Consider the following 10,495-nt stretch of genomic DNA (forward strand, 5'->3'; position numbering starts at 1 on the left):
ACCCCACATCCGCCAACCCCACATCCGCCAACCGAAGGTGCGCCATGAGCAATCCCCCGCCGACCACTCCCTCGGTCATCACCACCGACCTGATCCTGCTCGACACCGACGCCGGCTCGGAGAAGGAGTCGGTGATCCGACGCCTGGCGGGCCTGGTCACCGACTCGGGCCGGGCCGACGACGGCGCGGCCCTGCTGTCCGCGGCGCTGGCACGGGAGGCCCAGTCGGCGACCGGGCTGCCCGGCGGAATCGCCATTCCGCACTGCCGGTCGGCCGCGGTGCGGGAGGCCTCCGTCGCCTTCGCCCGGTTGCAGCCGGGAGTGGATTTCGGCGCCGCCGATGGGGTGGCCGATCTGGTGTTTCTCATCGCCGCCCCGGAGTCCGCCGGCGCCGAGCATATGAAATTGCTGTCCAGCCTGGCCCGGGCCCTGGTCCGTCCGGAATTCGTGCAAGCGCTGCGCGAGGCGCCCACCGACGCCGATGTGGTGAGTCTGGTCGACGGCGTCCTCACCCCGGCTGCCGTGCCGGCCGCGGCTGCGGCCGCCACCGGCGCTGCCGCCGCCAGCGGGAGCAAGGTCCCGTCGCTGGTCGCCATCACGGCCTGCCCCACCGGTATCGCCCATACCTACATGGCCGCCGATGCGCTGAAGATGGCCGCCGAGCGCGCCGGTGTCCGGCTGATCGTCGAGACGCAGGGTTCCTCGGGCAGTACCCCGGTGAGCGCGGAGACGATCGGCGACGCCGGTGCCGTCATCTTCGCCACCGACGTCGGGGTCAAGGACCGCCGGCGGTTCGCCGGAAAGCCGGTGATCGCCTCCGGGGTCAAGCGGGCCATCAACGAGCCCGACGCGATGATCGCTGAAGCCGTTGCCGCCGCAGGCAATCCGAACGCCACCCGGGTCGAGGGTTCAAGGGAGGCGACCGCGGCCACTCCTGCGATCGCCGCCGGCGGCCTCGGTTGGGGTACCAGGATCCGGCAGATTCTGCTGACCGGTGTGAGTTACATGATTCCGTTCGTCGCGGCGGGCGGCCTGCTGATCGCGCTGGGCTTCCTGCTGGCCGGCTACGAGATCGCCAACGCCCCCGAGGGCAAGACCGACTCCCTGGGCAAGATCATCGCGACCAGCAACTCGCTGACCGACCTGCCCAGCGGTGGCCTGATGCAGTACCTGGGAGCTGTGTTGTTCACCCTGGGCGGCCTGGCTTTCGGGTTCCTGGTGCCGGCACTGGCCGGCTACATCGCCTTCGCGATCGCCGACCGGCCGGGTCTGGCGCCCGGGTTCACCGCCGGAGCCGTCGCCGGACTGGTCGGCGCCGGGTTCATCGGCGGCATCGTCGGCGGCCTGATCGCCGGCTTCGCCGCACTGTGGGTCAGCAGATGGAATGTGCCACAGTGGTTCCGCGGCCTGATGCCGGTGGTGGTCATCCCACTGCTGGCCTCACTGATCGTCGGCCTGCTGATGTTCCTGCTGCTGGGCCGCCCGCTGGCCGCCATCACCGCCGGGCTGACCAACTGGCTGAACGGCCTGGGCGGCGGGTCGGTGCTGATCCTCGGGGTGATCCTGGGTCTGATGATGTGCTTCGACCTCGGCGGGCCGGTCAACAAGGCCGCCTACGCGTTCGCCACCGCCGGACTGACCATCTCCGAACCGCGGTCCCTGCAGATCATGGCCGCCGTCATGGCAGCGGGCATGGTCCCGCCGCTGGCCATGGCGCTGGCCACCACGCTGCGGCCACGGTTGTTCAGCGAGCCCGAACGCGAGAACGGCCGGGCGGCCTGGCTGCTGGGCGCGTCGTTCATCTCCGAGGGTGCCATCCCGTTCGCCGCGGCCGACCCGTTCCGGGTGATCCCGTCGATGATGGCCGGCGGCGCGGTCACCGGGGCGCTGATCATGGCCTTCGACGTCACGCTGAAGGCACCGCACGGCGGCATCTTCGTGTTCTTCGCCATCGGGAAACTGGCCTGGTTCCTGGTGGCTCTGGCCGCCGGCACCGTCATCGCCGCCCTGGCGGTGATCGCCGCCAAGCAGTTCAGCGGCCCCCGGCCCGGCCCAGCCGGCCCAACGCTGGGCACCTCATCCGCCGAAACCGCGGTTTCGGCGTGATAGTTCGAGTAAAAATCACACCAGTACGCGAGGTTTTCGGCACTCGACGACCACCCAGAAGGAGCCCTCATGCCTAGTAAGACCGTCATCGTCGGTTCGGCGGTCGGACTGCACGCACGCCCGGCCGCGATCATCTCCGAGGCCGTGGTCAACGCCGGTGTGCCGGTGACCCTCGCACTCGACGGCGGGGATCCGGTGGATGCCGGTTCGGCGCTGATGATCATGACCCTCGGCGCCGGCAACGGTGCGTCGGTCACGGTGGAGTCCGACGACCCGGCGGTGGTCGACGTCATCGCGGAGTTGGTCGAGAAGGACCTCGACGCCTGACCCCGCTGCCGTCCGCCTAGGCGACGCCCTTGAGCATCAGGTTCCAGTACATGAACGGCAGCCCGTACTTCTTCAGGTACCAGTAGGGCCGGTGCGGCGTGGTCGGGTCCAGGACCGGGAATGACGGCTTGAGGTTGAAGTCGTAGTCGAATTCCGCCAGCAACATGTCATGGGTGGAGGTGACGATCGGGCAGGACGCGTAGCCGTCGTAACGGGCCGTCAGGGGTCGGCCGCCGAGATGGGATTCGATGTTCTCCACGACGACGGGTGCCTGCTTGCGGATCGCCGCCCCGGTCTTGGAGTTCGGCGACGACCCGGCGTCCCCGAGGGCGAACACATTCGGATAGCGGACATGTTGCATGCTGAACTTGTCCACCTCGACGTAGCCGGTGGGCTCGCCGGTCGACAGTCGGCTGGTTTTGATCCAGTCCGGTGCCGACTGCCGCGGCACCGCGTGCAGCATGTCGAAGGCCAGCGTGGTGTCGGTGCCGCCGTCGGCGAGGGCGCTGACCGTCACCTTGCGGGCGTCGGCGTCCACCGCGGTGATCTCCGAGGAGGTGTGCAGGTGGATGCCGTAGTCGGCGATCACCTTGTCCAGGCTGTCGGCGATCGCCGGAATGCCGAAGGCCCGCGGGGTGGGCAGCACCAGGTGGACGTCGATGTTCTTCAGCACACCCTGCTTGCGCCAGTAGTCGCTGGCCAGATACGCGATCTTCTGCGGCGCGCCGGCGCACTTCATCGGACCGGACGGCATCATGAACACCGCTGAGCCGGAACGAGTTTCACGGATGAAATCCCATGTCCGCGGTGCCAGGTCGAACCGGTAGTTCGACGAGACCCCGTTGCGGCCCAGCGCGCCCTCTAAGCCGTCGGTCTTGTTCCAATCCAATTGGATGCCCGGGCACACCACCAGCACGTCATAGGCGTAGGTAGACCCGTCCTGGGAGGTGACCGTGTTGGCTTCCGGGTCGACCTCGCTGGCGGCCTTGCGGATCCAGGTCGCCTTCTTCGGCATGACGGAGGCCTCGGACCGTTCGGTGGACGCGGCGCTGGCCTGCCCACCACCCACCAGCGTCCACATCGGCTGGTAGTAGTGCTTGTCCGAGGGCTCCATCACCGCGACATCGGTGTGACCCCTACGCAGCAGTCGCGAGGCGACGGTGATGCCGGCGGTGCCGCCGCCGATGATCAGGAACTGGTGTTTTCCAGTGGTGCCCATGGCTCTTTTCTCTTTCGTGCTCAGGCGTTCTGAGTGGCCGCTTCCCAAGCGTTATATCCGCCCAGGAGATCGCTCACATCGGCGAAACCGCGCTGCCGCAGCAGGCTGGCCGCAACTGAGGAGCGATAGCCCCCGGCGCAGTACACCACGGTGGGCTTGCGCGGGTCCAACTCGCCCACCCGGTCCGGCAGTTGACCGACCGGGATGTTGACCGCGCGGGCGATCATGCCGGCGGCGGTCTCACCGGGGTTGCGAACGTCTACCAACTGCAGTTCAGGCACGTCAGCGATGCGTTCCCCGAGGGCGTTGGTGGTCAGCCGGGAGGCCACCGCGACGTCGTCGCGGCGGTCGAACATCACCGCGTAGGGGTCGGAGAGGTAGCCGATCACCCGGTCGAACCCGATGCGGCCCAGCCGGTTCTTGCCCTCCAACACACGCTCCGGGTCGGTGAACAGGATGATGTTGTCCTCCGGCTTGACCACCGAACCGGCGAACTCCGCGTAGCGGCCCTCCAGTCCGATGTTCACCGCCCCCTTGAGGTGGCCGAGGGCGAATTCCTCGGGATCGCGGCCATCGACCAGGATCGCGCCGGCCTGCATTGCCTCGCGGACCTCGTCATAGGTCATGGCCGCGGGCATCTCTGTCTCGTCGAGCAATTCGCGGCCCTTCTGGTTGAGGATCGCGTTGTAGACGAAGTAGCCGGGCGCGGGCGGCTGCCCCTCGGTAACCAACTCGACGAACTTCTCCTTGCTCGAGGCCCGCAGCGCGTAGTTGGTCTTGCGCTGCTCGCCCATCGTCGACCACAACTCGGTCGACAGGTTTTTCCCGCAGGCCGAACCCGCACCGTGGGCGGGATAGACCTTGGTCGAGTCGGGCAGGGTCATCAGCTTGGTGTGCAGCGACTCGTAGAGCTTGTCGGCCAACTCCTCCTTGGTGAACCCGATCGAGCCCAGCAGATCCGGCCGGCCGACGTCACCGATGAACAGGGTGTCCCCGGTCATGACGCCGTACGGGACGGTGTCGTCGGCGTGTTCGTAGACCACGACGCTCATCGACTCCGGGGTGTGGCCGGGGGTATGACGGAACTCCAACCAGACATCGCCCAGCGAGTAACGCTGCCCGTCCTCGACTGGAATGAAGTCGAACTCCGGCTTGGCCACCGACGAGTAGACGATCTTGGCTCCGGTGGCCTCGGCCAGTTCCAGGTGTCCGGAGAGGAAGTCGGCGTGGAAGTGGGTCTCGATGACCAACTCAATCGTCATGCCGGCCGCCTCGGCGTCGGCGATGTATTCGCTGACGTCGCGCTGCGGGTCGACGACGACGGCGCGCTTGGAGGTCTCATCGCCGATCAGGTAGGAGGCGTGCGACAGACAGTCCAGGTAGTACTGGTTGAACAACATGGTTTTTCTCCTCGGATCTGGTTGGGGTTCGGGACGGGGGTCAGGAAAGGGTCAAGAACAGCTTTTCGAGTTCCGCTTCGGTCAGCGCGGCGGTCTCCCCGCCGTGGGTCCCGGCTGCGCAATCCCGCAGCCCGCAGGCCACCATCTTGAAGCCGGCCCGGTCCAGCGCCTTGGACACCGCGGCGAGTTGGGTCACCACGTCCTTGCAGTCGCGGCCCTGCTCGACCATGGCGATCACACCGCCCAACTGGCCTTGGGCTCGCCGCAGCCGGTTCAGAATCTCGGCGACATTGCGTTCATCAGCCAACATCGGCGTCGCCTCCTTTCAGGGTCCATATATATACCTTGGGGGGTATCCCCCTGGGGACCAACTTACATACCCCCAAGGGTATATGCAAGCGGTGCGCTGGGCGGCGCAGGCGACCGGCCTAAAGCCACCATCGTTCGAGGACCCGGGCCACGCCGTCGTCGCCGTTGGGCGCGGTGACCTCGTTGGCCGCGGCGAGCGTCTCGGGGTGCGCGTTGCCCATCGCCACCCCATGCCCCGCCCACCGCAGCATCGGGATGTCATTGGGCATATCGCCGAACGCCACCACGTCGTCGGCGCTGATCCCCAACGGGCGGGCCACCTCGTCGACACCGACGGCCTTGCTGATCCCGATCGCACTGATCTCGACCAGGCCGTCGTTGGTGGAGTAGGTGATGTCGCCGAGGATCCCGACGTGGCGGCTCAACGCCGCGGCCAGATCTGCGCTGGGCATGCCCGGCTTGCGGACCAGCAATTTGACGGCAGGGGCGCTGAGCAGGTCCTCCTGGGACACCTCGGTGTTGTCGGGGTTCAGCCAGGCGTGCTCATAGCCCGGTGCGCTGACGAACTGCGGCGTGGCGGTGTCGTGCGCACTGCGGCCGATGCGTTCGACCGCCAACCCGGCGCCCGGTACCACCCGGGTGGTGACTTCGGCCAGTTCGGAAAGCACGTCCACCGACAGGGTGCGGGCTGAGATGACCCGGTCAGTGGCCGCGTCGTAGAGCACCGCGCCGTTGGCACACACCGCCATCGGGCCGAAACCGAGGGCCTCGGCCACCGGGGGAATCCAGCGCGGCGGCCTGCCGGTGGCCAGCACGAACTGCGCGCCGCCGGCGATAGCGGCCGCCACCGCATCGCGGGTCCGGGGCGTGACCCGCTCCGCGGGATCGAGCAGGGTCCCGTCGACATCGGTAGCGACCAGCGCAGGCAGCATCAGGCTGACTCCGCGGCGCCACGGCGGGCGCGTTCAGCCAATTCAGCCTCGTCCAGACGGGTGGCCGCCTGCGGCGTGGGTGCCGCGCCACCCAACCGGTGCGGCACCCACCAGGCGCCCGCCGGGTGCGGGTACTGCTCCTGCACCTCGTGCAGAACCGTGGTCATCCTGCTGCGCAGTTCCGCATCGATTTCGGCCGTGGTTCCGTGCGGCAGCACCGGCTCACCGGCCCGGATCAGCCACGGAATCTTTTTGCGGCCCAGCTCTTTCGGATGATCCTTGGTCCACATCCGCTGCGCTCCCCACAGGATCAGCGGGACGATCGGGACCTGCGCCTCCCGCGCCATCCGCACCGCACCGCTCTTGAACTCCTTGAGTTCGAAGCTGCGGCTGATGGTCGCCTCCGGGAACACCCCCACAAGCTGACCGGCGCGCAGCCGGCGCACCGCGTCGGCGTAGGCACCTGCTCCGGCGCTGCGGTCCACCGGGATGCAGTCGGTGTGCCGGATGATCCAGTCCACGACTCCCGACTCCAGCGCCTCGGCCTTGAGCATGTAGCGGATCCGACGGCGCCGCTGACGACTGGCCAGACCGGCCGGCAGGTAGTCGATGTAGCTGATGTGGTTCATCACGATGACCGCGCCGCCCCGCTCGGGGATGTTCTCCAGGCCTTCGTAGGTGATCCGGGTGCCGAGCATGCGGGCGGCAGCCGCCGCCGCGATCTCGATGCTGCGGTAGACGGGTTCCATCTAGCCCGCTCCGCCACCCTCACGTTTGGCGGCCCGGGCGGCCAACTCGGCAGCTTCCAATTCGGCGGCCTGCGCCGGTGTGGGCGCTCCCCCGCCGAGGCGGTGCGGCACCCAGTACTCCCCGGGAGGGTGGGGGCCGTAGGCATCCTGAACCTGCTCCAGCAGATCCTGCATCCTGGCGCGGAGCAGGGCGGTCAACTCGGCCGGCGGCAGGGTGGGCTGGATCGGTTCACCCACGGCGATCGAGATCGGCACCTTGGACCGCCACATGTTCTTCGGATGATCCTTGGTCCAGATCCGCTGGGCGCCCCAGACGATGTGCGGGATGATCGGTACGTCGGCGTCGGTGGCCATCCGCGCCGCACCGGACTTGAACTCCTTGAGTTCGAAGCTGCGGCTGATGGTGGCCTCCGGATAGACCCCCACGAGTTCGCCGTCCCTAAGCGCCTGCACGGCGGCGTCGAAGGACGCGGCGCCACTGGACCGATCGACGGGAATATGACGCAGTTTGCGCATCACCGGACCGGTGACCTTGTGGTCGAACACTTCCTGCTTGGCCATGAACCGGATCAGGCGGCGTGGCCGGTGGTTGTAGAACGGCAGGCCGCCAAACGTGAAATCCAGGTAGCCGGTGTGGTTGATGGCCACCACCGCACCACCGGTGGACGGCAGGTGCTCGGTCCCAGTAATGGTGAAGCGCAGACCTTGGATGCGCCAGAGCAGCCTGACGCCGGCGATCACGGTCTCGTACGGCGCCTCCACACCGCCCAGCCTAGTGAAGAACCGCCAGCTAAACTCCTATCTGGTGCATCCACCGGCGGAAAGGACGTTCATGCAGGTCACCAGCATTGGCCACGCCGGGTTTCGGATCGACACCGAGGCCGGCAGCATCCTGTGCGATCCGTGGGTCACCCCCGCGTACTTCGCCTCGTGGTTCGTCTTCCCGGATAACAGCGGTCTGGACTGGAACACCCTCGGTGACTGCGACTACCTCTACGTCTCGCATCTGCACAAGGACCACTTCGATCCCAAACTTCTCACCGCACACGTCAACAAGGATGCGGTGGTCCTGCTGCCCGACTACCCGGTTCCGGATCTCAAGGGTGAACTCGAGCAGTTGGGCTTCCACCGGTTCTTCGAGACCGAGGACTCCGTCAAACACCGAATCAGCGGCCCCAAGGGCGACTTGGACGTGATGATCATCGCGCTGCGGGCACCGGCCGACGGTCCGATCGGTGACTCCGGGATCGTGGTGTCCGACGGGACGACGACGGTGTTCAACATGAACGACTCCCGGCCACTGGGCGTGGACATGCTGGCCGAATTCGGCCACATCGACGTGCACATGCCGCAGTACTCCGGAGCCATCTGGTACCCGATGGTCTACGACATGCCGCAACGCGCCAAGGAGGCGTTCGCCACCCAGAAGCGGCAGCGCGGCATGGACCGGTGCCGGCAGTACATCGCCGACGTCGGCGCCACCTGGGTGATTCCCTCAGCGGGCCCGCCGTGCTTCCTGGATCCGGCACTGCGCGACCTCAACGACGACCACGGCGATCCAGCCAACATCTTCCCCGACCAGATGGTGTTCCTCGAGCAGATGCAGCTGAACGGGCACAACGGCGGCCTGCTGATGATCCCCGGTTCGGTGGCGGATTTCCACGGCTCGCAGCTGATGTCGCTGACCCACCCGAGTCCCGACGCCGAGGTGGAGCAGATCTTCACCACCGGTAAAGCCGACTACATCGCCGCCTACGCCGAGCGGATGGCCCCGGTGCTGGCCGCGACGAAAGCGTCGTGGGCACCCGCGCAGGGGGAGCCGTTGCTGGAACCGCTGCGCGCCCGGTTCGAGCCGATCATGTTGCAGAGCGACCAGATCTGCGACGGCATCGGCTACCCCGTCGAACTCAAGATGGGACCGGAGACCGTCGTCATCGACTTCCCCAAACGCACGGTGCGCGAACCGATTCCGGACGAGAAGTTTCGCTACGGCTTCGAGATCGCGCCGGAGTTGGTGCGCACGGTGCTGCGGGATAACGAACCGGACTGGGTCAACACGATCTTCCTCTCCACCCGGTTCAGGGCGTGGCGGGTCGGCGGCTACAACGAGTACCTGTACACGTTCTTCAAATGCCTCACCGATGAGCGGATCGCCTACGCCGACGGCTGGTTCGCCGAGGCGCACGACGACACCTCCACCATCACGCTGGACGGCTGGGAGGTGCAGCGCCGGTGTCCGCACCTGAAGGCGGATCTGTCGAAATTCGGCGTGGTGGAGGGCAGCACGCTGACCTGCAATCTGCACGGCTGGGCCTGGGACCTGCGCACCGGCAAGTGCCTGACCACCAAGGGTCACCCACTGCGTTGCTCGAAGCTGTGAGGCCGACGCCATGACGCGGCCGCCGCGGCAGTACTACGACGACGGACAGGTGCAGCTTGACCGATACGCGTTGACGCTGCGGCGCTACCACTTCCCCTCGGGTACCGCGAAGGTCATCCCGCTAGGGGCCATCAAGGGCTACCAGGCGCAGTCCCTCGGCCTGCTGATGCAGCGGTTCTGGCTCTGGGGCAGTTCGGATCTGCGCCGGTGGCTGCCGTTGGACGTGCGCCGGCCTCTCAAGGGCACCTTGGTGACCCTCGACGTGGCGGACACCTGGCCCAGCCCCGCGTTCACCCCGCAGGATCCGGAGACCTTCCTGGCGATGTTCGACGAGTTGCTCGACGAGCGCTAGCTGTGAACGTGACGCCAGCGTCACGGCCGCGGCGGGGTATCGCCGATCCTCAGGGCTCCCACACCAGTTGGCGCAACTCGGAAAAGTCTTCTCCCGCAGTGTCATACACCCGCACGATGCCCTCATCGCCCGGCTTGAGATAGGTGCTCTCCCCGTATCTGGTGTAGCGGGTGGCGCCGATGCCGATCAGGACACGGTCGGGGTGCCCGGCGGCGACCATCAGTGCGCCGACGTCCTCCAGGGGTGTGTCCGGCGCACCTTTCTGGTTGGCCAGTCGCTCGACGATCCAGTCCAGTAGCACCTCGCCGTAGTAGGAGTAGCCCAGCAGTGGGCTGTCCACCCCGTACTCGTGGTGCGTGCCGTCGGCGGTACGCAGATGGCACAGCAGTCGCAGCGTTGCGGTGGGCCCGTCGGGGGTGAGGTCGTGGGCCTCGAAGAATTCGCGCGCAACGCCTTTTGATGCCGGGCCCCAGTTCTTCTTCTCGCTGATCTTGCGCGCGTTGGGCCGACGGATCGAGCAGTCGTTGAACGCACCGAGCGCGAACGGCCGCAGACTGGCGACGGTGTCGCCGGTCCACGCGACCTCGCACGCCAGACCCACCTCAGGCTCGATCTGCAGATTCAGCGGTCCACCATCCTCGGTGACGGCCGGGACGATCAACGCGTCATGGGACAACGGGAACTCCCCGAGTTGGCCGTCGTGGCCCGGCACGTACCACGGG

The 10,495-nt window shown here is 67.2% G+C and carries 11 protein-coding genes; 4 read left to right on the forward strand and 7 right to left on the reverse strand.

Annotation, left to right across the window (positions count from 1 at the left end):
• Positions 1-44: 44 nt before the first annotated feature.
• Together ADBZ5N_RS14070 and ADBZ5N_RS14075 are read left to right on the forward strand one after the other, a co-directional pair.
• Positions 45-2,105, forward strand: coding sequence for a PTS fructose transporter subunit IIABC (locus ADBZ5N_RS14070; RefSeq protein ID WP_526258345.1), 2,061 nt, complete (start codon positions 45-47; stop codon positions 2,103-2,105).
• A 69-nt stretch (positions 2,106-2,174) separates the two neighbouring features.
• Entirely contained in the window at positions 2,175-2,432 is a 258-nt protein-coding gene (locus ADBZ5N_RS14075) for an HPr family phosphocarrier protein (protein WP_526258347.1), read from the forward strand.
• Positions 2,433-2,448: 16 nt separating this feature from the next.
• On the opposite strand, the gene ADBZ5N_RS14080 is transcribed toward ADBZ5N_RS14075, so the two are convergent.
• The 6 genes from ADBZ5N_RS14080 to ADBZ5N_RS14105 form a co-directional block, all read right to left on the reverse strand.
• Entirely contained in the window at positions 2,449-3,651 is a 1,203-nt protein-coding gene (locus ADBZ5N_RS14080; RefSeq protein ID WP_526258349.1) for an NAD(P)/FAD-dependent oxidoreductase, read from the reverse strand.
• Between the two features lie 20 nt (positions 3,652-3,671).
• Complete coding sequence (locus ADBZ5N_RS14085) at positions 3,672-5,051, reverse strand: MBL fold metallo-hydrolase (RefSeq protein WP_526258351.1); 1,380 nt, start codon at positions 5,049-5,051, stop codon at positions 3,672-3,674.
• A gap of 40 nt (positions 5,052-5,091) precedes the next feature.
• Positions 5,092-5,361 (reverse strand): metal-sensitive transcriptional regulator, encoded by a 270-nt coding sequence (locus ADBZ5N_RS14090; protein WP_526258353.1) that lies wholly within the window; start codon positions 5,359-5,361, stop codon positions 5,092-5,094.
• Positions 5,362-5,479: 118 nt separating this feature from the next.
• Positions 5,480-6,292, reverse strand: coding sequence for an HAD family hydrolase (locus ADBZ5N_RS14095; protein ID WP_526258355.1), 813 nt, complete (start codon positions 6,290-6,292; stop codon positions 5,480-5,482).
• Complete coding sequence (locus ADBZ5N_RS14100) at positions 6,292-7,041, reverse strand: lysophospholipid acyltransferase family protein (protein ID WP_526258357.1); 750 nt, start codon at positions 7,039-7,041, stop codon at positions 6,292-6,294. Before ADBZ5N_RS14100 ends, ADBZ5N_RS14095 begins: the two co-directional genes overlap by 1 nt.
• On the reverse strand, positions 7,042-7,803 hold the full coding sequence (locus ADBZ5N_RS14105; RefSeq protein WP_526258359.1) for a lysophospholipid acyltransferase family protein: 762 nt from the start codon (positions 7,801-7,803) through the stop codon (positions 7,042-7,044). It lies immediately after the preceding gene.
• Positions 7,804-7,873: 70 nt separating this feature from the next.
• On the opposite strand from ADBZ5N_RS14105, the gene ADBZ5N_RS14110 reads away from it, so the two are divergent.
• Positions 7,874-9,421 carry a Rieske 2Fe-2S domain-containing protein gene (locus ADBZ5N_RS14110; RefSeq protein WP_526258365.1) on the forward strand — a complete coding sequence of 516 codons (1,548 nt, stop codon included), beginning with the start codon at positions 7,874-7,876 and terminating at the stop codon, positions 9,419-9,421.
• Positions 9,422-9,431: 10 nt separating this feature from the next.
• Positions 9,432-9,773 (forward strand): hypothetical protein, encoded by a 342-nt coding sequence (locus ADBZ5N_RS14115; protein WP_526258361.1) that lies wholly within the window; start codon positions 9,432-9,434, stop codon positions 9,771-9,773.
• Between the two features lie 49 nt (positions 9,774-9,822).
• On the opposite strand, the gene ADBZ5N_RS14120 is transcribed toward ADBZ5N_RS14115, so the two are convergent.
• A partial coding sequence (locus tag ADBZ5N_RS14120; protein WP_526258363.1) for a DUF5718 family protein occupies positions 9,823-10,495 on the reverse strand: 673 nt, incomplete at its 5' end.

The organism is Mycobacterium sp. (genome assembly GCF_044370595.1).
Lineage (GTDB): Bacteria > Actinomycetota > Actinomycetes > Mycobacteriales > Mycobacteriaceae > Mycobacterium.

Bases quoted from the DNA above. Each gene is read 5' to 3' on its own strand.
- ADBZ5N_RS14090 (WP_526258353.1), bottom strand. From the start codon at position 5,361: ATGTTGGCTGATGAACGCAATGTCGCCGAGATTCTGAACCGGCTGCGG.
- ADBZ5N_RS14095 (WP_526258355.1), bottom strand. From the start codon at position 6,292: ATGCTGCCTGCGCTGGTCGCTACCGATGTCGACGGGACCCTGCTCGAT.
- ADBZ5N_RS14085 (WP_526258351.1), bottom strand. From the start codon at position 5,051: ATGTTGTTCAACCAGTACTACCTGGACTGTCTGTCGCACGCCTCCTAC.
- ADBZ5N_RS14100 (WP_526258357.1), bottom strand. From the start codon at position 7,041: ATGGAACCCGTCTACCGCAGCATCGAGATCGCGGCGGCGGCTGCCGCC.
- ADBZ5N_RS14070 (WP_526258345.1), top strand. From the start codon at position 45: ATGAGCAATCCCCCGCCGACCACTCCCTCGGTCATCACCACCGACCTG.
- ADBZ5N_RS14075 (WP_526258347.1), top strand. From the start codon at position 2,175: ATGCCTAGTAAGACCGTCATCGTCGGTTCGGCGGTCGGACTGCACGCA.
- ADBZ5N_RS14080 (WP_526258349.1), bottom strand. From the start codon at position 3,651: ATGGGCACCACTGGAAAACACCAGTTCCTGATCATCGGCGGCGGCACC.
- ADBZ5N_RS14110 (WP_526258365.1), top strand. From the start codon at position 7,874: ATGCAGGTCACCAGCATTGGCCACGCCGGGTTTCGGATCGACACCGAG.
- ADBZ5N_RS14115 (WP_526258361.1), top strand. From the start codon at position 9,432: ATGACGCGGCCGCCGCGGCAGTACTACGACGACGGACAGGTGCAGCTT.